Origin of the sequence: Kaistia dalseonensis (genome assembly GCF_030814715.1) — a bacterium.
GTDB lineage: Bacteria > Pseudomonadota > Alphaproteobacteria > Rhizobiales > Kaistiaceae > Kaistia > Kaistia dalseonensis.
This window is the reverse complement of sequence record NZ_JAUSVO010000001.1, coordinates 908,459-931,481: the sequence shown is the minus strand read 5'-3', so window position 1 is coordinate 931,481 and position 23,023 is coordinate 908,459. Positions and strand designations below refer to the sequence as shown.

General features: G+C 63.5%; 22 protein-coding genes, 1 tRNA gene and 1 pseudogene. 16 read left to right on the top strand and 8 right to left on the bottom strand.

What is annotated here, in order from left to right:
• Positions 1–432: 432 nt before the first annotated feature.
• Entirely contained in the window at positions 433–1,929 is a 1,497-nt protein-coding gene (cysS, locus tag QO014_RS04240) for a cysteine--tRNA ligase (protein WP_266347379.1), read from the bottom strand.
• Positions 1,930–2,275: 346 nt separating this feature from the next.
• On the opposite strand from cysS, the gene QO014_RS04235 reads away from it, so the two are divergent.
• The 4 genes from QO014_RS04235 (at position 2,276) to QO014_RS04220 (ending at position 5,710) form a co-directional block, all read left to right on the top strand.
• Positions 2,276–2,458 (top strand): hypothetical protein, encoded by a 183-nt coding sequence (locus tag QO014_RS04235; RefSeq protein ID WP_266347378.1) that lies wholly within the window; start codon positions 2,276–2,278, stop codon positions 2,456–2,458.
• 104 nt (positions 2,459–2,562) lie between these two features.
• Entirely contained in the window at positions 2,563–4,851 is a 2,289-nt protein-coding gene (locus tag QO014_RS04230; protein WP_266347377.1) for an NADP-dependent malic enzyme, read from the top strand.
• A 19-nt stretch (positions 4,852–4,870) separates the two neighbouring features.
• A complete protein-coding gene (locus QO014_RS04225) occupies positions 4,871–5,485 on the top strand; it encodes a hypothetical protein (protein ID WP_266347376.1) in 615 nt (204 codons plus the stop codon).
• Between the two features lie 9 nt (positions 5,486–5,494).
• Positions 5,495–5,710: a DUF4287 domain-containing protein gene (locus QO014_RS04220; RefSeq protein WP_266347375.1), complete on the top strand. Its 216-nt coding sequence runs from the start codon at positions 5,495–5,497 to the stop codon at positions 5,708–5,710.
• A gap of 112 nt (positions 5,711–5,822) precedes the next feature.
• Here the strand turns inward: QO014_RS04220 and QO014_RS04215 are convergent.
• Positions 5,823–5,918, bottom strand: a pseudogene (locus QO014_RS04215) (IS5/IS1182 family transposase); the annotation flags it as partial.
• Between the two features lie 304 nt (positions 5,919–6,222).
• On the opposite strand from QO014_RS04215, the gene QO014_RS04210 reads away from it, so the two are divergent.
• Positions 6,223–7,728 (top strand): DUF1254 domain-containing protein, encoded by a 1,506-nt coding sequence (locus QO014_RS04210; protein WP_370877105.1) that lies wholly within the window; start codon positions 6,223–6,225, stop codon positions 7,726–7,728.
• Positions 7,729–7,897: 169 nt separating this feature from the next.
• Here QO014_RS04210 and map read toward each other — a convergent pair whose 3' ends face one another.
• Positions 7,898–8,698 (bottom strand): type I methionyl aminopeptidase, encoded by an 801-nt coding sequence (gene map / locus QO014_RS04205; protein WP_266347374.1) that lies wholly within the window; start codon positions 8,696–8,698, stop codon positions 7,898–7,900.
• Positions 8,695–8,907 carry a ParD-like family protein gene (locus QO014_RS04200; protein ID WP_266347373.1) on the bottom strand — a complete coding sequence of 71 codons (213 nt, stop codon included), beginning with the start codon at positions 8,905–8,907 and terminating at the stop codon, positions 8,695–8,697. The genes map and QO014_RS04200 overlap by 4 nt, the downstream gene beginning before the upstream one ends.
• A gap of 196 nt (positions 8,908–9,103) precedes the next feature.
• On the opposite strand from QO014_RS04200, the gene QO014_RS04195 reads away from it, so the two are divergent.
• Together QO014_RS04195 and QO014_RS04190 are read left to right on the top strand one after the other, a co-directional pair.
• Positions 9,104–9,574: a DUF6790 family protein gene (locus QO014_RS04195; protein WP_266347372.1), complete on the top strand. Its 471-nt coding sequence runs from the start codon at positions 9,104–9,106 to the stop codon at positions 9,572–9,574.
• Positions 9,575–10,507: 933 nt separating this feature from the next.
• A complete protein-coding gene (locus tag QO014_RS04190) occupies positions 10,508–10,657 on the top strand; it encodes a hypothetical protein (protein WP_266347371.1) in 150 nt (49 codons plus the stop codon).
• A gap of 43 nt (positions 10,658–10,700) precedes the next feature.
• On the opposite strand, the gene QO014_RS04185 is transcribed toward QO014_RS04190, so the two are convergent.
• Positions 10,701–11,066, bottom strand: a complete 366-nt coding sequence (locus tag QO014_RS04185) for a VOC family protein (protein WP_266347370.1) — start codon at positions 11,064–11,066, stop codon at positions 10,701–10,703.
• A gap of 132 nt (positions 11,067–11,198) precedes the next feature.
• Positions 11,199–11,273 (bottom strand) — tRNA-Val (locus QO014_RS04180).
• A gap of 151 nt (positions 11,274–11,424) precedes the next feature.
• On the opposite strand from QO014_RS04180, the gene QO014_RS04175 reads away from it, so the two are divergent.
• The 4 genes from QO014_RS04175 to QO014_RS04160 all read left to right on the top strand — a co-directional run bounded on the left by QO014_RS04175 (position 11,425) and on the right by QO014_RS04160 (position 17,492).
• Entirely contained in the window at positions 11,425–12,873 is a 1,449-nt protein-coding gene (locus tag QO014_RS04175) for an MFS transporter (protein ID WP_266347369.1), read from the top strand.
• Positions 12,874–13,095: 222 nt separating this feature from the next.
• Positions 13,096–13,884, top strand: coding sequence for a ThuA domain-containing protein (locus QO014_RS04170; RefSeq protein ID WP_266347368.1), 789 nt, complete (start codon positions 13,096–13,098; stop codon positions 13,882–13,884).
• A gap of 200 nt (positions 13,885–14,084) precedes the next feature.
• Complete coding sequence (locus QO014_RS04165) at positions 14,085–15,152, top strand: Gfo/Idh/MocA family protein (protein WP_266347367.1); 1,068 nt, start codon at positions 14,085–14,087, stop codon at positions 15,150–15,152.
• A 519-nt stretch (positions 15,153–15,671) separates the two neighbouring features.
• Entirely contained in the window at positions 15,672–17,492 is a 1,821-nt protein-coding gene (locus QO014_RS04160; RefSeq protein WP_266347366.1) for an ABC transporter ATP-binding protein, read from the top strand.
• Positions 17,493–17,666: 174 nt separating this feature from the next.
• Here QO014_RS04160 and QO014_RS04155 read toward each other — a convergent pair whose 3' ends face one another.
• Together QO014_RS04155 and QO014_RS04150 are read right to left on the bottom strand one after the other, a co-directional pair.
• A complete protein-coding gene (locus tag QO014_RS04155) occupies positions 17,667–17,927 on the bottom strand; it encodes a hypothetical protein (protein ID WP_266347365.1) in 261 nt (86 codons plus the stop codon).
• Positions 17,928–18,029: 102 nt separating this feature from the next.
• Complete coding sequence (locus QO014_RS04150) at positions 18,030–18,713, bottom strand: GntR family transcriptional regulator (RefSeq protein WP_266347364.1); 684 nt, start codon at positions 18,711–18,713, stop codon at positions 18,030–18,032.
• Between the two features lie 85 nt (positions 18,714–18,798).
• Between QO014_RS04150 and QO014_RS04145 the strand changes: the two genes are divergently transcribed.
• The 5 genes from QO014_RS04145 (at position 18,799) to QO014_RS04125 (ending at position 23,023) form a co-directional block, all read left to right on the top strand.
• Positions 18,799–20,001 (top strand): benzoate/H(+) symporter BenE family transporter, encoded by a 1,203-nt coding sequence (locus QO014_RS04145; protein WP_266347363.1) that lies wholly within the window; start codon positions 18,799–18,801, stop codon positions 19,999–20,001.
• On the top strand, positions 19,998–20,612 hold the full coding sequence (gene mobA, locus QO014_RS04140) for a molybdenum cofactor guanylyltransferase MobA (RefSeq protein WP_266347362.1): 615 nt from the start codon (positions 19,998–20,000) through the stop codon (positions 20,610–20,612). Before QO014_RS04145 ends, mobA begins: the two co-directional genes overlap by 4 nt.
• Before the next feature lie 144 nt (positions 20,613–20,756).
• On the top strand, positions 20,757–21,524 hold the full coding sequence (locus QO014_RS04135) for an ABC transporter substrate-binding protein (RefSeq protein ID WP_266347361.1): 768 nt from the start codon (positions 20,757–20,759) through the stop codon (positions 21,522–21,524).
• A gap of 99 nt (positions 21,525–21,623) precedes the next feature.
• Complete coding sequence (locus tag QO014_RS04130) at positions 21,624–22,340, top strand: ABC transporter permease (RefSeq protein ID WP_266347360.1); 717 nt, start codon at positions 21,624–21,626, stop codon at positions 22,338–22,340.
• Entirely contained in the window at positions 22,337–23,023 is a 687-nt protein-coding gene (locus QO014_RS04125) for an ABC transporter permease (RefSeq protein WP_266347359.1), read from the top strand. Before QO014_RS04130 ends, QO014_RS04125 begins: the two co-directional genes overlap by 4 nt.

Sequence of the window (23,023 nt, the reverse complement as noted above, 5' to 3'; positions counted from 1 at the left end):
TTGGTGGGGCGGGTGCACGAATAGCGGTGGCGGGCGCTTTGTGGTCGGAGGGGTGCTCGCGAGCCATTGGCGCCGACCGTCCCTGTGCACGTCCCTGCCTATGCCCCGCTGTCATTGCCGGGCTTGACCCGGCAATCCAGTTTCGCTTTCAACCGTCTGCGGGGCGTCAGGCCGACGGAGAAAGTCTGGATTGCCGGGTCAAGCCCGGCAATGACAGTGATTTATGCAGAGGCCTGTCCAACCGGCCATTGTCCAATCGGTCGTTCCTACTCAACCGTCATGGCCGGGCTTGTCCCGGCCATCCCCGACTTGCTTAAGGCGCTCGATGGTTCGCTATGTCATAAGCAAGGCGTGGGTGCCCGGGACAAGCCCGGGCATGACGGAGTTTAGGCTACCGCAGTGAGCGCGAACATAAATTGGCGACGCTGCGAGCTACCGCTTCACTTCCCAGGTCGTGACGATCTCGCCGGTGGCCGGATCCTTGGCGTCCTTGAGCGCGATGCCCATGGCGTCGAGTTCGTTGCGGATGCGATCGGCCTCGGCGAAGTTCTTGGCCTTGCGGGCTTCGAGGCGGGCGGTGATGAGCGCGTTGACGCGCGCAACATCGACCTGACGATCGGGCGGCAACAGACCCAATAATGCCAGCGCACCTCGCATTAACTGAGCGCGCTCGGCGACATCGGAGGGGATCAAGAAACCATGCCCGAGAAAAGAAGCGCTGGAGAAGACCTGTCCAGGCTTCGCCTTTGTCCAGCTTGAAACATGCTGTATCGCCATTGGCGTATTCAGGTCGTCCTTCAACGCCTCTACGAAACTGGGATCGACAATGGCATCCTTGGCGAGATCTGCCAGTCGGTGCCAGGAACTCAGCATATTCGCGCTCTCTTCCAGCCCCTTCAGCGTCCAATCAATCGGCTGCCGATAATGCGTCTTTAGCATGTTGAGCCGCAGCACTTCACCCGGCCAGTCGTTCAGCAACTCCCTGATCGTCACGAAATTCCCGGTGCTCTTGGACATCTTCTCGCCCTCGACCTGCAGGAAGCCGTTATGCATCCAGATGTTGGCCATGCGGGGCGAGCCGAAGGCGCAGCAGGACTGCGCGATTTCGTTTTCGTGGTGCGGGAAGACGAGGTCGATGCCGCCGCCATGGATGTCGAAGGTGTTCTTCTGCGGATCGTCGCAGGAGAGACCGCCGCCGAACGGCTCCAGCAGCTTCGCCATCGACATGGCCGAGCATTCGATGTGCCAGCCCGGGCGCCCACGGCCGGGAATACCGGCGGGCGAGGGCCAGCCGGGTTCGTGGTCGTCGGAGGGCTTCCAGAGCACGAAATCCATCGCCTCGCGCTTGTAGGGCGCGACATCGACGCGCGCGCCGGCCAGCATCTCGTCGAGCGAGCGGCGGGCGAGCTGGCCATAGCGCGGCAGGCCGTGATCGAGCCGGTTCATCTCGGAGGGCGAGAACAGCACGTGCCCCTCGGCGACATAGGCCACGCCCTTCTCGATCAGGCGCTCGATCATCGCCTTCATGGCGTCGATATGCTCGGTCGCGCGCGGCTGCTCGGAAGGCGGCAGGCAGCCCAGCGCCGCCACGTCCGCCTGGAATTGCGCGTCGGTCTTCTCGGTGACGCGGCGGATGGCCTCGTTCAGCGGCAGGTCGGGATATTCGACCGCCGCCCGCGCATTGATCTTGTCGTCCACGTCCGTGATGTTGCGCACATAGGTGACGTGGTCAGCGCCATAGAGATGGCGCAGCAGGCGGAAGAGCACGTCGAAGACGATGACGGGCCGCGCATTGCCGATATGGGCGAAGTCGTAAACCGTCGGGCCGCAGACATACATCCGCACATGGGGCTTGCCGTCCGCATCCGTGAAGAGCGGCGCGAGCTCGTCTTTTTCCTTCGTCAGCGTGTTGTAGAGGCGGAGCGTCATGACAATTCCCGTCGATGTCAGGAGAAGGCGCCGGCCGGGCGTCCGTCCCATGGAAGCGAGCGAGAAGGAACGGCCTCGGCCGGCCTCAAAGGCTGGTGATGGTTCCGCGGCAACAGCCTGCGAAAGGGAGCGAAAGAGCCGTCATGGCGAGGGTGATGCAGGATTTTCGCGAAAGCGTCAAGCTGTGGAAACCCTTGTCGCATAAGGGCTCCTGCGAAGCGTTCGAATCAATTTTAATCAAATCGCAATCATTCCAAACGATAGATGAATGCAGATTTCAGAGGCGGTTCAGCCACGGGGGTGCACTGTCCGTCCTGTCTTTAGGGGTCATTTGGAGTTTTGTGTCATGGCCACCCGGTCCTTCTTCGTCGTCACCCTGTTCGCAACCCTTGTCGGCATCGGTCTGGCCGAGATGGTGCGCCCGTCGCTCAATCATGATCTGCAGGATCCGCGCGCCTCGCTGATCGGCCTCTGCCTCAATAGCGGCATTGGCTGCGCCCCGACGGCAGCCCGTCCCCTCGCCTTCTGAGGCGAAGGCGCCCAAGGACGCGCTCGCTTCCGCGCGTCCGCTCTTGTATGACGCTGAGGCGGCCGCAAAACGGTCGCCTTATTTATTTCCAGACGCAGGCATTGATGATGACGGATTCCGGCCGGGCAGGCGCCGACCTCGACGAGGCGGCCCTTTATTTCCATCGCTACCCCCAGCCCGGCAAACTGGAGATCCGAGCGACCAAGCCGCTGGGCAACCAGCGCGATCTCGCCCTCGCCTATTCGCCGGGCGTCGCCGCTCCCTGCCTGGCGATCGCGGCCGACCCGGCCAAGGCCTTTGATTATACCGCGCGCGGCAATCTCGTCGGCGTCATCTCCAACGGCACCGCCGTGCTCGGCCTCGGCGCGATCGGCGCACTGGCCGGCAAGCCGGTGATGGAGGGCAAAGCGGTCCTCTTCAAGAAATTCGCCGGCATCGACGTCTTCGACATCGAGGTCGAGGAACGCGACATCGACAAGTTCGTCGATGTCGTCGCGGCGCTGGAGCCGACCTTCGGCGGCATCAATCTCGAGGATATCAAGGCGCCGGAATGCTTCGAGATCGAGCGCAAATTGCGCGCGCGGATGCAAATCCCCGTTTTCCATGACGACCAGCACGGCACGGCGATCATCGTCGGCGCGGCGGTGACGAACGGGCTGAAGCTCAAGGGCAAGACGATCGAGGAGGCGAAGATCGTCGCCTCCGGTGCTGGCGCTGCCGCTCTCGCCTGCCTCAATCTCCTCGTCTCGCTCGGCGCGAAGCGCGAGAACATCTGGATCTCGGATATTGATGGCGTGGTCTATGAGGGCCGCCCGACGCTGATGGATCCCTACAAGTCGATCTTCGCGCAGAAGACCGACAAGCGGACGCTCGGCGAGATCATCGATGGTGCCGACGTCTTCCTCGGCCTTTCCGCCGCCGGCGTGCTCAAGGCCGACATGATCATGAAGATGGCCGAACGGCCGCTGATCCTGGCGCTCGCCAACCCCAACCCCGAGATCATGCCGGAAGAGGCCCGCGCCGCCCGCCCTGACGCGATGATCTGCACCGGCCGGTCCGATTTCCCGAACCAGGTCAACAACGTCCTCTGTTTCCCCTACATCTTCCGCGGCGCGCTCGACGTCGGCGCGACAACGATCAACGAGGAGATGAAGCACGCGGCCGTCGCGGCGATCGCCGAACTGGCGCAGGAGGTGCCCTCCGACGTGGTGGCGCAGGCCTATGGCGGCGTGCAGCACAGCTTCGGCCCGGACTACCTGATCCCATCGCCCTTCGACCAGCGGCTGATCCTCAGGATCGCGCCGGCCGTCGCCAAGGCGGCGATGGATACCGGCGTCGCAACGCGCCCGATCGCCGATTTCGACGCCTATATGGACCGGCTGAACCGGTTCGTCTTCAAATCCGGCCTCATCATGAAGCCGATGGTTTCGGCCGCGAAGAGCAACATCAAGCGCGTGATCTACGCCGACGGCGAGGATGAGCGCGTGCTGCGCGCCGCCCAGGTGGTGCTCGAGGATCGCATCGCGCAGCCGATCCTGATCGGCCGCCCCTCGGTGATCGAGGTCCGCGCCCGCCGCTTCGGCCTCAAGTTCAAGCCCGGCGTCGATTTCGAGGTGATCAACCCCGAGGACGATCCGCGCTACCGCGAATATGTCGACCTCTATTCGGAACTGCTCGGTCGCAAGGGCATCAGCCCCGAGGCGGCGCGCACGGCGGTCCGCACCAACACCACAGTGATCGGCGCGCTCGCCCTGATGCGCAACGAGGGCGACGCCCTGCTCTGCGGCCTGGAGGGCCAGTTCCGCAGCCATTTTCGCACCATTCGCGACGTGATCGGCCTGCGGCCCGGCAGCCACGCCTATTCGGCGCTGAGCCTGCTGATCAGCTCCGAGGCCACGACCTTCCTCACCGACACCTATGTCAACGAAGACCCGACGGCGGAGGAAATCGCGGAAGTGACACGCCTCGCGGCCGATCATATCCGCCGCTTCGGCATCACGCCCAAGGCCGCCCTGCTCTCGCATTCGAATTTCGGCTCGCGCGACGGCGAATCGAGCCGCAAGATGCGCAAGGCCGTGGAGATCCTCTGGCAGACGGCGCCGGACCTCGAGGTCGATGGCGAGATGCACGGCGATTCCGCGCTCTCCGACGCGATCCGCATGCGCGCCTTGCCGAAATCGAAGCTCACGGGCGAGGCGAACCTGCTCGTGTTCCCCAACCTCGATGCGGCCAATATCACCCTCAACGTGGTCAAGGTGATGACCGATGCGCTGCATGTCGGGCCGATCCTGCTCGGCGCGGCGCGGCCGGCTCATATCCTGACCCCGTCCGTGACGTCGCGCGGCGTCGTGAACATGACCGCGCTTGCAGCCGTCGAGGCACAGAACCCCTGATTGATGGAGGCCGCTCGCCATGACGACGACCGATGGGACGATCGATCCGGACCAGAACGTCGATCTCTATCTGAGCGACATCCATAATTTCTTCCAGACGCCCGAAGTCGATCCGTTTCTCGGCGACAACATCGAGGCGTCTGGCATCGACCAGTTGATGGATACGCTGAACGCCCGTCGTCGCGGGCACAAGCGGCTATCGAGCATCACCATCCATCTGCCGGCGGCCATGATCATGGCGGATCTGCCGGCCCGCACGCGGGCCGCGATCGACATCTACTGCAATACGCAGATCCGCCTCGCCGTGCAGAAGAAGCGCGAGGTCTGGCTGGAAGGTTGGCGCGCGCTCCGCATCGGCAGCGTGTTCTGGATCGTCTGCCTGGGGCTGTCGCTGCTCTCCGAGCAATTGTTCTCGATCCATGGCGGCTTCGGGCGGCTATTCTCGGAGGGCTTCATCATCGCCGGCTGGGTCGGGCTCTGGCGCCCGGCCGAGTTGCTGCTCTATGAATGGCGCCCCTATCGGCGCGAGATCGAGCTTTACGAAGCGATCAAGCGGATGCAGCTTCGCATCGTGCCGCGCACCGACAAGCCGATCGGCCTGCCGACGCCGCCGGATACCATGGCCTTGATCTAGGAGTCGCCCATGGCCGATCAAAAAGTTCAGGGACCCGCATCTTACTTCCCCTCGATCGAGAAGAAGTATGGGCGGCCGATCTCCGAATGGCAGCAGCTCGTTCGCAACGCTTATCCGGCTAAGCACATGGAGCTGGTGGCGATCCTGAAGAACGAGCACGGCCTCGGCCACGGACACGCCAACGCGATCGTCGCCTATACGCTGGCCGAGGATGGCCTGAAATAGGCGGCGACGGAGCCGGCTCGAGCGCTCGCCAGGTCGCTGCCGCGCGAGGATTTGGACGCCCCCTGAGCAGGCCGCGCAGGAGATCGCGTGCCTTGGGGCTGTCATGCTCCTGGCCGGACCTCGGCACCCGGACGATGCCATTCAGGACACGCCGGTCATCGACGCGAGGAACGCCGCGCGATTGGGTCGGCAGGATCGGTTGGATGATCTTCCATCCCGTCTCGCTGAGCGCGTATCGCGTGAATGCAGCCTCCGTCGCGGGGCTTGCATCACGCGACCGTCACCAACCTCGGGCGGTTCGCCTTTGTCTGAAGAGCGCGCAAAAACAGCTGTCGCCCTCCCGACGACCAAGGCAGTTCGTGAACGGCTCCCGTCACGAATTTGAGGTCGGTCAAAGCGCGCGGCCGCCGCTGGCGCGATACATCTCATGGATTGGGCAGGGACGGATAAAGGCGCCGTCACGCGCGAAGGCCGACTTGCGTGCCGCAAACAAGAGACAGAGGATAGATGAGATGAGTACGAAGCTGCTCTTTGCCGCTCACCTGCTGCTGGCTGGCGCGCTTGCCATGCCGGCCGCGGCGGAAACCTACAAGATGACCACGCCGACAGCGCCCGGCGTCGCGACCCCGAATGAGGTCGAGACGTCAATCGGAACGCTGAAGCTGCATGATGGTGTTCCGACCGCAGACACGACCAAGGCGATCTACGACAATCTCGACCGCTCGCGAGCGCTCCAAGCGTATCTGTTGGGACTTCCCATCGTCAATCAGGTCGCCATGCGCAACGCCCTGCGCGAATACGGGCCGGTCAACACGACGGACGTGATCTGGGAAACTCTCGTCGACTCCAAGACCGTCGAACTGACCGCAAACGACAACACGGTCTACAGCTTCGTCTGGCTCGACACGAGCAAGGGGCCGCTGGTTGTCGAGATCCCGCCGAAGGTTCTCGGGGCGATCGACGACATGTGGTACCGCTGGGTGGCGGATGTCGGCCTTACGGGGGAAGATCGCGGCGAGGGCGGCAAGTATCTGATTCTGCCCCCCGGCTATGACGGCAAGGTGCCGGACGGCTATTTCGTGGTGCGCCCCAGCACCTACGGCAACTGGATGCCGTTCCGCTCGTTCCTGGTGGATGGCTCGCCCAAGCCGGGGGTCGATCTCGTCAAGCGGACGCTGAAGGTCTACCAGCTGGGCGACGCCGCCAATCCTCCCGAGATGAAGTTCGCCAATCTCTCCGGCATCCCGTCGAATTTCGTGCCGCCCGGCGACTATGCCTTCTGGGAATTGCTGGACCAGGCCATCCAGGAAGAGCCGCCGCAAGGCTCTGATCCGACGACGCTCGGCCTCTTCGCCTCGATCGGCATCACCAAGGGCAAGCCATTCGCCCCCGATGCGCGGATGAAAGCCATCCTGGCCGACGCCGCGAATATCGGCGCGGCGACCGCCCGCAGCATCGCCTACCGCATGCGCGACAAGGCCGGATACTTCTACCCGGACAGCGCCTGGCGCCTGCCCTTCTTCGGCGGGTACAAGTTCGAGAGCGCTCCAGGCGTGAGCAATCTCGACGGCGCTGCCTTCTTCTACTACCTGGCCACCGGCGTGACGCCGGCCATGGCCGAAAAGATGGTCGGCGAAGGTTCGCAATATCCCTGGGCCGCCCTCGACGCGAACGGCAATCCTTTCGACGGCGGCAAGACCTATCGGCTGCGCCTGCCGCCCCATGTTCCGGCGAAGGATTTCTGGTCGGTTATCGTCTATGACACGCAGACCCGCTCAATGCTCCAGACGGATCAGCAGTTTCCGAGCGTGAGCAGCCAGGACAAGAGCATCAAGGTCAATGCCGACGGCTCCGTCGACATCTGGTTCGGTCCGAAGGCTCCTGCAGGCATGGAGCACAATTGGGTGCAGACCATTCCCGGCAAGGGCTGGTTCACGATCCTGAGGCTCTACGGCCCTCTTGAGCCGTGGTTCAACAAGACCTGGCGCCCCAGCGAAATCGAGTTGGTCTCGAACTGAAGCGCGTCGCTCATGACAAGGGCGACGGGAGGCAAACGTGCCCTCCCGTCGTCCGCCGCATGAAGGTCGTTCCCGGCGTGAGACCGGGCGATCGCATGATCAAAGTGCGATGTCGGTTCCTGGTGCTTGGAATGAACTCTTTAGCCGCGACGATTCCATGAGGTTGCGGCTAGTGTCCGCGGGCCGCCGCGATCCGTCGGGCGGGGCCTGATTTCGCCTCGTCGGGCCGCAGTGTCAGCACCTGGACGCCGGAGGCGGTCACGGCCACGGTGTGCTCGAATTGCGCGGAAAGCGATCCGTCGCTCGTCACCACGGTCCAGCCGTCGGCCTCGGTCTTCACGCTCCTGCGACCTCGATTGAGCATCGGCTCGATCGTGAAGACCATGCCCTCGCGCAGCGCGAGGCCGGTTCCGGGCTTGCCGAAATGGAGGATCTGCGGTTCCTCGTGCATTTCGCGGCCAATGCCGTGACCGCAATATTCATGCACCACCGAATAGCCGTTCCGCTTGGCGTGCCGCTCGATCGCCCAGCCAATATCGCCGAGCCGCGCGCCGGGGCGAACCGCCTGGATGCCCATCCACATCGCCTCATAAGTGGTCTGGACCAGCTTCCGGGCCGCCGGGTTCACCGCGCCGACGAGATAGGTCTTGCTGGAATCCGCGATATAGCCGTTCTTCTCGAGCGTGATGTCCAGATTGACGATGTCGCCATCCCGAAGCACGGTCGATTGCGAGGGTATGCCATGGCAGACGACGTCGTTGACCGAGGAATTCAGCACGAAGCCATAGCCATACTGGCCCTTGCTCGCGGGGCGCGCCTTGAGATCGTCGACGATGAAACGCTCGACCAGTTCATCGATCTGGAGCGTCGACATGCCGATCAGCGGGGTTCGATCCAGAAGGGCGAACACCGACGCCAGCAGCCGGCCCGACTCGGCCAGAAGCGCCAGCTCACGCGGCTGCTTCGTCATGCTGCGCTCACGGCCAGCGGCTGGGCCGAAACGCCGGCGGAGCGAAGCTCGCGCGCGATGATCTCGCCGAAAGAGAGCGTCGGATTGGTCTCGCACAGCATGCCGATCTTGATCCAGTATTCGGCCTGCGCATTGATCGAACGACACGACACCTTGCTCGCCCTGCGCAGCTGATCGTGCAGATCGTCATCGATGTTGACGATGCCCATGGACGTCTCCGTACCTGCTTCATATACGGACCATATATAGTCCATATACGCGCCTGCCAAGGGTCGCGTTTGCGGGCACCCCGCGCCAGATGCGCACGCCGACGAAGTCGCCTATCGTGGCCACCGCGGCGACACGTCGTCCAGGAGGTCCCGAGTCCAGCGGACGCGGGATCGGCCAACCGGGGAGTGGGCGGCCATGTATCTCGCAATGATCCTGCTTCTGTTGTTCGTCCTTCCGGTCGCTTCAATCGCAATCGAGCACCTCGCCTTTCCCCAGGGCGCCAGTCTTCTCGCCCTCACCGGCATCTGGTTCGTGTTCTGGGCCGTCGGCGTTCGCCCCGCCCTCGCCGGACTGCGGCAGATATTCAATCCGGCCTTCACGGCCGAGACGATCTTCGGCATCAAGGAGGTCGCGCCGCGGAAGATCGTGCAGGAGTTGGGCTTCGCCAATCTGTCGATCGGCGTCCTCGGCATTGCGTCAATCGTCCATGCGCCATGGACCATCCCGGCCGCGATTGTCGGCGGCCTGTTCTACCTGCTGGCGGGGATCAAGCATGTGCTGAACCAGGGCCGCAGCCGGACCGAGGTCATCGCGATGGTCTCCGATCTCTTCATCGCGCTTGTGCTCGGCGCCTATCTCGCGGCGGTCTTTGTCGTGACACGCTGACCGAAAGCACGACACACCGAGCAGAACGCTCAGGACGCCGGCCGCAAGGCGGCACACCGGCTGAGAAGCTCCAAGCCAGTCAGGCGGCTCTGCACGTGGCCCAAGAGCTCCGAGTCTGCCCGTTGGGTACAGCGCGCGGGGTTTCAGGGCTTCACATCGGGCCCGAGGCTCCCAACAAGCCGGAGTGTCGTGCTCCAGCCAGAAAGCTCAAACTTAGCCAGATCGCTTCATATCGACCGGAAAGTTCCAAGCCCGTCACGCAGATCGGCACGCGGCCCGAGGGATCCGAGGCTGTCGGATGGCTGTGCGCGCGGGCTTAGGGGCTTCAGATGGGCCAAGGCTCGCCTTCAACCGGAGAGCCCGCTCCAGCCAGAAGGCCCGAACTCAGTCAGAGCGCTTCACATTGGCCAGAAACGCAAAAAGCCCGGCGTTTAGCCGGGCTTCAAGCAATCTTCAGAACGCAACGCAGGAACTGGATATCTTCCAGACCGACACGCGATCAAAGCTGTAACCGAACATCACTGCAGCGCCGAGGCAAGGCTCCGAAGAGCACGCCGAAACACCGCGATAAGGCCCGGAGGCCCAACCAGAGCTGCTGATCAATTGTCAGGAGATCAGGGAATATGAAGCAGAGTACATCCGTCCGCTTCGTCCAAACTCGACGGCTGCGCTTGACATGCGCGCCTGTCGAAACCCGCTCTGTCTCGTCGGGATGAACATCATATAGCGTACCGAACCGCGAAACGCAAACCCTGATATCGAAAAACTTTGCGACGTCGCAAGTGAACGACAATGGGCCATTCGTTTTCGATCATTCGACAACGTTCAAAATATTTGCGCGATCGCCGAATAATTCGCCCTGTATCGTGCTATAAATCAGCGATGGCTCATAAATTCAAAAATGGACAACAGGTCACGATGGACCGGAGCAAGATGTTCAGCTCCGCGCCCGGGACCTATCGTGTCGTCTCTGTCCTGCCGGAATCGGCAGGGCGATTGCAGTATCGGATCAAGAGCGAACTGGAGCGGCACGAGCGTGTCGTCGACGAGAGCCAGTTGCACGCGGTGAGCGAGCGCGCCTGACCCGCCTGCGCGGACCGAGGGTCCGCGCCGCGACCCAATATGTCTATCGTCCCACCAGCACGAAGACGTTGCCGTCCGGCGCCGTCATGACCGCGACGTGGCCGGATTCTGTCGCGAACGGCTCCCGGATCCAGCCGACGCGCTGGTCCTCGCTCAGCCGGACATAGGCGTCGTGGACATCGTCGACCAGGATCTCGATCTCGGTCAGCTTCACGTCGGCATTGTCGCTCAGAACCAGTTCGGAACTGGCGCTATCGGGAAAGCGCAGCCCGAGCAGCGTCGCCGTGCCGCCACCTGCAAGTGGTCGCTCGATCCGCCAGGCCGCCACGAGGCCGAGCCCGCCATAAAAGGCGGCCGACGCCTCGATATCAGGCGTATAGATGCTGACGCATTCGATCTTCTTGAACATGACCGTTCCTCCCTGCCCCTCCCATGACACATCCGTCACGAGAACAAAAGAAGAACATTTAGGTCAACGAAAGGCAACATCCGAAGCTCGCGAGGCAAGGGTTTCGGCGACGGTCCATTGCGTGTTGTGAAATGGTGGGCGGTACTGGGATTGAACCAGTGACCCTTCGCGTGTGAAGCGAATGCTCTCCCGCTGAGCTAACCGCCCATCGACCGGCGATTGATGCCGGCGAAGTGGAGCGGATATAGACGGGGCCGGCCGGATACGTCAAGGCGGCGCGCCGGGTGGACCACAGATTTGTGACTTGATCGGCCGGGCGAACCGGCCCAGATACAACTGCCACCTTACGAATATCATCATGCCCAGCGACATATCCCTTGGTGCGAGCGCCGGCTCGCATACCCCTTCCTTTCGCTTCACAGCCCTGATTGTCGCCAGCGCCCTGTTCATGGAGCAACTGGATTCGACCGTGCTGGCAACGGCCCTGCCGACCATGTCGCGGAGCTTCGGCGTCTCGCCGCTCGACATGAGCATTGCGCTGACCGGCTATCTGCTGAGCCTCGCCGTGTTCATTCCCGCCAGCGGATGGTTTGCCGACCGCTTCGGCGCGCGCAATGTGTTCTGCACGGCGATCGCGACCTTCATGGTGGGATCCCTGCTCTGCGCGCAGGCCCCCACCCTCACCTTCCTCGTGCTCGCGCGCATCCTTCAGGGCATGGGCGGCGCCATGATGGTTCCGGTCGCGCGGCTGATCATCCTGAAGACGGTGCCGCGCGCCGATTTCGTCAACGCCATGGCATGGCTGCTGGTGCCTGCCCTGATCGGACCGATCCTCGGGCCGATGGTCGGCGGCCTGATCGTCACCTATCTCGACTGGCGCTGGATCTTCTACGTCAACATCCCGCTCGGCATTGTCGGCATCGCGCTCGCGAGCCAGTTCATCGTCAATGCGCGCGAGGAGAAGACCGAGCCCTTCGACTTTGCGGGCCTTGTCTTGTCAGGCGTTTCGCTCGGATCGCTGATGTTCGCGTTCGAGACCTCCGGGCGCGGCGAGGCATCGCCAGCGGTGGCCGCATCTCTCTTCGGCGCCGGCATCATCTCCGGCGCGCTCTATATCCGCCATGCCCGTCGCCATGCGGCACCGATTCTCGACCTCTCGCTGATGCGTATCCAGACCTTCCGCCTGTCGGTCATCGGCGGTGGCTTCGCCCGCATTTCGGCCGGCGCGATGCCGTTCCTGCTGCCGATGATGATGCAGCTCGGATTCGGCTTTTCCGCGCTCCACAGCGGCCTCGTCACCTTCATCGCCGCCGTCGGCTCCATGGCCATGAAGGCTGCCGCGACGCCGATCCTGCGGCGCTTCGGCTTTCGTAACACCTTGATCTGGAACAGCATTATCGCGAGCGGCTTCCTGGCGCTCTATGCCGCCTTTCGGCCCGAATGGCCGCTCTTCCTGATCTATGCCCTTCTTCTGGTCGGCGGCTTCTTCCAGTCACTGCAATTCACGGCCTACAACACGATCGCCTATGCCGATGTCGAGCGGCGGCGCATGAGCGCGGCGACGAGCTTCTACACGACGCTGCAACAGATGATGCTCTCGCTTGGAATCTGCGTCTCGGCGGGCGCGCTGCATGCGTCGATCATGATCGAGGGCCGCACCTCCGCCACGCTCGCCGATTTCTCCGTCGCCTTCCTGACTGTGACGAGCATTTCGATCCTCGCCGCGATCGTCTGCCTGCGCTTTCCCAAGGGCGCCGGCGACGACATGGCGGGCCGGACCGCCGCGCCCGCGGAAACCGGACACTGACCAACGGCGGAGTCTTGGCTGCGCTTTCCGCCGCCATTCTGTCACAGACGCTGGTTACCGCTTGATCGCGAGCGCGGGATGTGGTGGCTTCTTATTCGTTATCCAAAGCGCTTTGGACGGGCATTGTTTCCAGCAATTCCCGATCCGACGAGGATGGACTGACCCGCCTCCCAAGCGGGTTGATCGGTGGAAATCAAGGAAACGTCGAAGGAGACTGAGGTCATGACGATCCGTGTTGTCGTCTGGGGTGAAAACATCCACGAACAGGAAAACGAAGTCGTCCGGAAGGTCTACCCGGAGGGCATGCACACCACGATCGCCAAGGGCCTCCAGGAGGATCCGGTGATCGAGGCGTCGACCGCCACGCTGCAGGAGCCGGAGCATGGCCTCAGCGAAGAGCGCCTCGCCAAGACCGACGTCCTGATCTGGTGGGGCCACAAGGCGCACGGCCAGGTCTCTGACGAAATCGTCGATCGCGTCGCCAACCGCGTCTGGGAAGGCATGGGCCTCATCGTCCTCCATTCCGGCCATTTCTCGAAGATCTTCAAGAAGCTCATGGGCACGCCCTGCTCGCTCAAGTGGCGCGAGGCCGGCGAAAAGGAACGCGTCTGGGTCATCAACCGCAACCATCAGATCGCCCAGGGTCTCTCGGACTATTTCGAGATCGAGCAGACCGAAATGTATGGCGAGCCCTTCACGGTGCCGGAGCCGATGGAGACGGTGTTCGTGACCTGGTACGAGGGCGGCGAAGTGTTCCGTTCGGGCCTCACCTATCAGCGCGGCGGCGGCAAGGTGTTCTACTTCTCGCCCGGTCATGAGACCTACCCGATCTATTACAATCCCGACGTCAAGCAGGTGCTGAAGAACGCCGTGAAGTGGGCCTACAACCCCGCTCCGGCCTGGGCCGGCATCACCAATGCCCCCAACACGCCGGCTGACAAGGCGCCGAATGGTCCGCTCGAGATCAAGGGCGAAGGCCTGCATCGCCCGGGCGAAGCGGGCTTCCGCTAGGCCCTGGCCTGCATTGGCGGGCCCGACCCGTCGATGCTCGACCACTCCCTTGCCAAGGGAATGGTCGACCTTGCGCCGAACATGTCAGGCGGTCGCGCTATGCGGCCGCCTGCGGCGCAGGGAGCAATTCACATAGACATCTCCGGGAAGCGGCGACATGCCCTCCCGCTGCGGCCCCGCACCACTCAAGAGCGATCATCATGGTCAAGATACTCATCCTCGGCACCGGCAGCATGGCAACCAACCATGCCGCAGCCTTCAAGGCCGCCCCGAATTCGTCCGTCGTCGCTGCCGTCGAGCCGGACGCCGATCGTCGCGCCGCCTTCGGCAAGCAGTTCGGCATCGAAAATCTGTTCCCCGATCTGGAATCGGCCATCGCCTGGGGCGGCTTCGACGCTGCAGCCAATGTGACGCCGGATGCGGTCCACTATCCGACGACGATGCGCCTGCTCGAGGCCGGCAAGCATGTCTTCTGCGAGAAGCCGCTCGCGACCAACTATCCGCTCGCCCTCGAAATGGCCGAAACGGCCGAAGCGAAGGGCGTCATCAACATGGTGAACTTCACCTACCGCAATTCGCCCGCGCTGCAGAAGGCGCGCGAACTGGTCGCCTCCGGCGCAATCGGCGAGATCCGCCATTTCGAGGCCTCCTATCTGCAGAGCTGGCTCGTCGGCAAGCAGTGGGGCGACTGGCGGACCGAATCGCGCTGGCTCTGGCGTCTGTCCGAGGAACATGGCTCCAAGGGTGTGCTCGGCGACGTCGGCGTTCACATCGTCGACTTCGCGAGCTTTGCCGCCGACAGCAACGTCGCGACCGTTGAGAGCCGCCTCAAGACCTTCCACAAGGCACCCGGCGACAAGATCGGCGACTATCCGCTCGATGCGAACGACTCGGCCGTGATGACCGCCGAATTCGCCAATGGCGCGCTCGGCACGATCACGGCGACGCGCTTCGCCACGGGCCATGCCAATGATCTGTCGCTTGCCCTGTTCGGCACGGCGGGGGCCCTCGAGGTCAAGACCGACGGTCGCGCTTCATCGCTTCGGATCTGCACCGGCGAGAAGGACATTGACGGCCAGATCTGGAAAGACGTGGAAACGCCGCCGGTCGCCACGACCTATGAGCGCTTCGTCATTGCCTGCAATACCGGCGTCAATGGCGACCCGGACTTCCGCCGCGCCGCCGACATCCAGCGCATTCTCGACCTCTGCTTCGCTCAGGACAAGGCCCGGACGCTGACGGCTGCAGCTCCGGCTGTCGAAGGCTGATCACCACACAATCGGGAGCCGGCGCAATCCGGCTCCCTCTATCCAGACCCGGCCTCGGACCGAGATTTCACGACCGCCTGGATGACGATCACCTCCACGCGGGCTGATCCTGATCGCGGCCGAAGCGATCTCCGGAGAATCTGGCCGACAGGTCTCGACGATCCGCGCGCTGTGACGCAATCAACACAGCCATTCCTTTTCGCCTCATTGCCATCTTGGCAAAGCGATCCTCCCCGCCTATAAGCGACGGACTATCAACTCCGAACGCGGGAGGACTTGCATGGCATCGATGCTTTTGACCGTCGCCCCGGTTCACCCGGCCTTTGGTGCACGCCAGGCCTAGTTCGGACGACCAGCGGGTCACGCTCCGGATTGATCCGGGGTTCATGAAGAACCCGCCGTTCCCACTCCCACAACTTTCGCCGCGATCCGTTTTGTTGCTTTGCGACGCTCGGTTCGCCGGATTTCTGTCTCTGATCTGAGGACCGGGTCCGCGCGTGGCGCGTCCGGATCGGCATCATGGCCCTTTTTCGTCGTCAGTTCTTGCCCGGGCGCAAGGACGATAATGCTTTCACGGCCGTTCTCGGCTTCACCTTTGCCCATTGGCGGTTTCAGCCGGTCGTCATCGGACTGATCGCGCTTGCCGTCCTGCTCGCGACGCTGGCCGACGTTATGCTGCCCCTTTATGCGGGGCGGCTGGTCGATGCCATCGCCGGCGGCACGTCGGATCGCGAGGCCGCGCTCGACGCGGCGCTCAAATCCTTCGGCATCATCATGGTACTGGGCATCGCGATGGCCGTGCTGCGCCACCTTGCCTTTCTCGGCATCATCCGGCTGACGCTGGTCATGATCAGCCAGGTCGCCGAGGATGCGTTCCATCGCGTGCAGCGCTTTTCGACCAACTGGCATGCGAATGCCTTTGCGGGCTCGACCGTGCGCAAGATCACGCGTGGCATGTGGGCGCTCGATCTGCTGAACGATACGCTGCTGATAGCACTGTTCCCCTCGCTCGTCATGCTGGTCGGAACGACGATCCTGCTCGGCTCCTATTGGCCGGCCATGGGCGCGATCATCGCGCTCGGCTCGGTGCTCTATGTCGGCATGACAGTGGCGCTGTCGCTCTTCTATGTCGCGCCGGCAGCGAGTCTCGCCAACGCCTGGGATACCAAGCTCGGCGGCGCGCTGGCCGACGCCATCTCCTGCAACGCGGTCGTGAAGGCTTTCGGCGCGGAGGATCGAGAAGATGGCCGCCTGGCGCTCGTCGTCGACAAATGGCGCTCGCGGACACGGCGGACCTGGATCCGCGGCACCAATAACGGCACGGCTCAGGCCGTATTGCTGGTGTTGCTGCGCGGCGCGATCATCGGCGCGGTGCTGCTCTTCTGGTGGCAGGGCAATGCGACGCCCGGCGACGTGACGTTCGTGCTGACGTCCTTCTTCCTGCTGCAGGGCTATCTGCGCGATGTCGGCGTGCATATCCGCAATCTCCAGCGTTCGGTGAACGACATGGAAGAACTGGTCGCCATGAACGGGCAGCCGCTCGGCATCGAGGATAAGGCGGATGCCGTGCCGATGAAGATCGGCGCCGGCGAAATCCGGTTCGACGACGTGACATTCCACTATGCCGGCCATGACAAGCCGCTCTATGAGAACTTCAACGTGACGATCAGGGCGGGCGAGAAGATCGGGCTCGTCGGGCATTCCGGGTCGGGCAAGACGACGTTCGTCAAGCTGATCCAGCGTCTCTACGACGTGACCGGCGGCCGGATCCTGATCGACGGGCAGGATATCGCCCATGTCACGCAGTCATCACTGCGAGCGGAGGTCGCGATCGTGCAGCAGGAGCCGATCCTGTTCCACCGCTCGCTGGCGGAGAACATCGCCTATGCGCGGCCCGGCGCGTCGATGTCGGAGATCGTCGAGGCGGCCAGGCTCGCCAACGCGCATGACTTCATCGAGCGGCTGCCAAAGGGATACGGCACGCTGGTCGGTGAGCGCGGCGTCAAGCTCTCGGGTGGCGAACGCCAGCGCGTGGCGCTCGCCCGCGCCTTCCTGGCCGATACGCCGGTGCTGATCCTGGACGAGGCCACGTCGAGCCTCGATTCGGAATCGGAGGCATTGATCCAGGAGGCGATGGAGCGACTGATGGAAGGCCGGACGGCGATCATCATCGCCCACAGGCTGTCAACCGTTCGCTCGCTCGACCGCCTGCTCGTTTTCGATCGTGGCGAGATCGCCGAAGAGGGCACGCATGATCAGCTCGTGCGGCTCGATGACGGCATCTATCGTCGGCTGTTCGAGCGCCAGGCCATGGATCTCGCGCGGGGACTGGCAGCCTGAAACAATGAGCAAGGCCGGCATCGCGCCGGCCTTGCTCCAGAATTCGCTGGTCAGATGGTCGAGAGACCGGTCGCCAGAACCGTAACCGGCTCACGAACGCAGCCATGCAAGAGAGGCGGCAATACGCGCCGCCTCCTCGCACAAACCGCGATCGGTCGCGATCCGTCTTGAGCGTCAGTTGATGTACTTGACCTTGCCACTGCTGGTCAGCAGGCAGTTCATCTCCTGCCCCTTGATCTGCATGCGGACTTCCATGCCGGACTTCCGCGCCCGCGTCTCGCGGACCTGAACATTGCCGCGCAGCTCGCTGTACTTCGCGGCAGCGGCGTTGACGCAGATCGTCTGCGCCTGGGACTTCGTGACCGCATTAGCCGGCAATGCAGCCAATGGGATCATCGCGCACGCGGCGAGGGCCGCCATGATGATCTTTGACATGATGCACAATCCTCCAAAGAGGCCCACAGTGCCACTTGCCGTGCAGCCTCACGAAAACAATCGTTCATCCGCGATTTGGTTCCTGCGCCGCTGTGACCTCGTTCACAGGGAGGTATCGGAGCGACCGCGAAAGAACGCCTGCAGCGCCGCTGCGGCGCGCCCGTGATGCGTCGCCAGCACGGCTAGCGCCTTCGCCTCGTCATGTCCGCGGCAGGCAGCGAGCAATGCCCGATGCTCATCCTGGCCCATGTCCCCGACCGCGGCCAGGTGAAACCGGAGATAGCGATCGGCTGTCGCCAGATGTTGTTCGGTCAGCGCTATCAACCGAGGCAGGCCCGCCTGCGCATAGAGGGTCATGTGGAACCGTCGATTGAGTTCCCCCATGCGCCCCGGATCACTCTCCTGGTCGATCTCGGACAGAATTTCGTCGGCTATGGAAAAGTCCTCATCCGTGAGATGCGGCATCGACAGGCGGAGCGCCTGGGGCTCCAACGCCCCACGAATCGCATAATTGTCCATCGCATCCTGAAGCGTGATCTGGACGACGACAGCGCCTCGATGAGGCTCGAAGTCGACGAGGGCCTGCGCCTCGAGCTGCCGTAGCGCTTCTCGGATCGGCATGCGACTCACCTTGAACGTCGCAGCGAGATCTTCCTGGCGCAGGGGCGTCCCGGGCGCCAGCGTGCCGTCCAGGATCGCGCGCTTCAGCGTTGCCTCGACATATTCGGTTGCCGTCCTGTAGCGCGGCCCGCTCGAGGAAATGATCGCCGCCAGCGTCTCGGTCATGGTGTTCCCTCAGCCCGGCTATTGCCTGTCGATTGGATCCAATCTAACAATTCCGGCTTGGATTTCAATCGCCGAGCCTTCCGCCATGAACATGCAGACACAAGCCTTCGACGACACGGACGGCCTCTCCCGCAGCGGCATTCTCCAGCCGATCCTCGCCGGAATCATCGCGGCCTTCGTCGGTTTCGCGGGTGTCTTCACCATCGTCCTGCAGGGTTTTGTGGCAGTCGGCGCGACGCAGGCCCAGGCGGCATCGGGCCTGCTCGCCATCTGTCTGGCGCAGGGCCTGCTCTCGATCCTGCTCAGCTGGCGCTACCGGATCCCGATCAGCATCGCCTGGTCGACGCCCGGCTCGGTCCTTTTTGCCGCGACGGGCATCATCCATGGCGGGTATCCCGCAGCTATTGGCGCCTTCATCATCGCGGGGCTGCTGATCGTCGCGGCGGGCCTGATCAAGCCGTTCGGGCGCCTCGTATCGTCGATACCCTCCGTGCTCGCCAGTGCCATGCTCGCAGGCATCCTGCTCAGCCTCTGCCTTGCGCCAGCCAAGGCCGTTGGCGCGGAACCGGCGCTCGCCATTCCGGTCGTGCTCGTCTGGGCGTTCGTCGGGCGGATCAAGCGCATCTGGGCCGTGCCGGCCGCGGTTGCGACCGCCGTTGCGCTCATCGTCTGGACGCTGCCCGAAGGCGGCTGGACGCTCGGCCGCGTCACGCCGGAGATCACATTCGTCTCGCCGCAGTTCACGCTGTCCGGCCTGATCTCGCTCGGCATCCCGCTCTTCATCGTCACGATGGCCTCGCAGAACCTGCCGGGCATCGCCGTGATGAAGATCAACGGCTATGAACCGCCAATCCGTCCGGTCTTCGTCGGAACCGGCATCGCCTCGATCCTGGCGGCGCCCTTCGGCGGACACACGATCAATCTCGCAGCGATCACGGCCGCGCTCTGCGCCGGGCCGGACGCGCATCCCCATCCGGGACGGCGCTGGATCGCGTCGATGGCGTCTGGCGTCGCCTATCTCTTTCTCGGGCTTGGCGCGACACTCGCCGCCGCCCTCGTCAGCGTGGCGCCGCCCGTGCTGATCCAGGCTGCGACCGGTCTGGCGCTCTTCGGCGCCTTCGGCGGTGCACTCGCCGGCGCCGTTTCTGTTCCCGCAGAGCGGGATGCGGCGATGGTTACCTTCGTCACTGCAGCATCAGGGCTTTCCTTTCTGGGGATTGGCGCGGCATTCTGGGGGCTCATTGCAGGCGGGGCATTCATGCTCCTCAACAGACGCTGGAGCCGATGACGATCGCAGGCCTCGTTCTCGCCGGAGGAACGTCACGCAGGATGGGGCATGAAAAGGCCTTTGCCCCCCTTGCCGGCGCCACCATGGTCGATCACATCGTGCGCCGGTTCGCGCCACAAGTCGGGCCGCTTGCCATCAATGCCAATGGCGATCCGAGCCGCTTCGCCAAATTCGGCCTTCCCATACTTGCCGACGACCGGCCCGATACCGGCCCCTTGGCAGGCCTGCTCGCCGGCATGCGCTGGGCCGAGACCCTGCCGACGCGCCCGGCCTTCATTGCGACCGTCCCGATCGATACGCCCTTCATTCCGGAGGACCTCGTTCGCGCGCTCGACATGGCCCGTGGCGGCCTTCCCATGATCGCCATCGCCGCCTCGGGCGATCGTGATCATCCCGTCGTCGGCCTCTGGCCGCTGACCCTCGCCGATCGGCTGGCCGAATGGCGACAAACGGCAAAGAGCCAGGGCGTGCGTGGATTTCTCTCGGCGCAGGGTTTCACCGTGGTGCAATTCGCCACCGACGCGCCGGACTTCGATCCCTTCTTCAACGTCAACTCGCCAGACCAACTCGCCGAAGCGGAAATGCGCGCTGCGGACAAGAACCGATCCTGACGCTTTTCGCGCCACGCCCAATCAGTTAGCAAATTTCACACACAACGACTGCGGCTTGCATTGTGCGAGCCACTGTCGTGATGCTAGCAATGGGGCGCCGGTCCGGGCTGGGCAGGCGAAAGAGACACCAGAGGGTTAGTCAGCATGCGTTTTGCCACACGGATTGCGCTCGCAGCAGCGGCGATCTTGGCCGCGACTTTGGGCGCGGAAGCGAAAGACTGGAAGACGATCCGCATCGGAACTGAAGGCGCCTATCCGCCCTTCAACTTCATAGACTCCAACCAGCAACTGCAGGGCTTCGACATCGATATCGCCAAGGCGGTGTGCGAGAAGCTGAAGGCGGAGTGCACCTTCGTCGCACAGGATTGGGACGGCATCATCCCGGCGCTGCAGGCCGGCAAGTTCGACGCGATCTTCGCGTCCATGTCGATCACCGACGAGCGCAAGAAGGTCGTCGATTTCTCGCGGGCCTACTACAACACCCCGTCGGCCTTCTTCGCCGTCAAGGGCTCCGGGATCACGGATAACTCCCCTGCCGGCCTCAAGGGAAAGACACTGGGCGCACAGTCCTCCACCATCCAGTCGGGATATCTGGAGAGCAATTACAAGGACTTCGACGTCAAGCTTTATCCAACCCAGGACGAGGTCAATCTCGACCTGATCTCCGGCCGCATTGATGCGCTGCTGGTCGACAAGGTCGTCGGTACGGACTGGCTCAAGACCAAGGACGGTTCCTGCTGCGAAGAGGTCGGCGCCGACGTGCCGCTCGGCGGCGGCGTGGGCGCGGCCGTCCGCAAGGACGATACCGATCTGCGCGATCAGATCTCCAAGGCCATCGAGGAGATCAAGGCCGACGGCACCTATGCGAAGCTCAACGCCAAATACTTCGACTTCTCGATCTGGAAGGATTGAGGCGGTCGCGTTGCCAGGCCTCGGTTCGCCCCGGCTCCCGATAATGGATCGGGGCGAACTCAAGGCCCATCGTGAGGCGCGCGCACAGGGACGTAAGGCTTGGACCTTCTGAGGCTGCTGAGTTTCGGACCCGACGGGTGGGGTGATGAGCTCCTCGCGGGCACATGGCTGACGATCCGCCTGGCGATCGCCACGCTGCCCTTCGGCTTGGCGGTCGGCTTCGTCGTCGCGCTCGCCAAGCGGTCGGAGAACCGTTTCGCCCAGACGTTCGGCAATATTTTCACCACGGTCTTCCGCGGGCTGCCGGAGCTGTTGACGATCTTCATCGTCTATTTCGGCGGACAGATCCTGCTGCAGCGGATCGCCGGCCTGCTCTCCGACGGCACCACCGCGATCGAGGTCAGCGGCTTCGTCGCCGGCATGATTGCGCTCGGCCTCGTCTTCTCTGCCTATGCTTCCGAGGTCTTTCTCGGCGCGTTCAGGAACATCACGCGCGGCCAATACGAAGCGGCCTATGCGCTGGGACTGCGTCCGGCAGCCACGCTCCGTCTCGTCATCATCCCGCAGCTCGTCCGACTCGCCTTGCCGGGCCTCGCCAATCTCTGGCTCATCCTGCTCAAGGATACTTCGCTCGTTTCGGTCATCGCCCTCGATGATCTCCTGCGGATGACCGGGATCGCTGTCCGCGTCACCAAGGAACCGTTCTTCTTCTTCGGCATCGCCTGCCTGATCTACCTCGCCATGTCGATCATTTCGTCATTCGGCATCGGCGCGATCGAGCGATGGTCCAATCGCGGCCTGAGGAAGACAGCATGAACTGGGACCTCTTGGCCAATTATGGCCCCCGTATGCTGAGCGGCCTCGCTGTGACGCTGCAGCTGGTCGTAATTTCCGTCGCGATCGGGGCTCTGCTCTCCGTTCCGCTCGCGCTCGGACGCATGAGCAAGCGCGGCTGGATCCGGCGCTTCTGCTTCGGCTACGTCTACTTCTTCCGCGGAACGCCGCTGCTGGCGCAGACCTTTCTCGTCTATTACGGCGCGGGGCAGTTCCGCCCCGAACTTCAAGCGATCGGGCTCTGGTGGCTGTTCAAGGATGCCTTCTTCTGCTGCGTGCTGACCTTCTCGCTCAACACGGCCGCCTATCAGGCAGAGATCCTGCGCGGCGCTATCCTGGCGGTCCCGCGCGGCCAGAGCGAGGCGGCGATGTCGCTCGGCCTCTCGGACCGACAGGTATTCCGCAAGATCGTGCTGCCACAGGCCTTCCTGATCGCGCTCCGTCCTCTCGGCAATGAGCTGATCCTGATGATCAAGGGCTCTTCGGTGGCGGCGATCGTGACCGTGTTCGACCTGATGGGCGTAACCCGCCTCGCCTATTCCCGCTCGTTCGATTTTCAGGTCTATCTCTGGGCCGCGGTTCTCTATCTCGCCATGGTCGAGATCATCCGCCGTCTCTGGGACAAGATCGAGCACAGGCTGACGCGCCACATGCGCTCGGCCTGA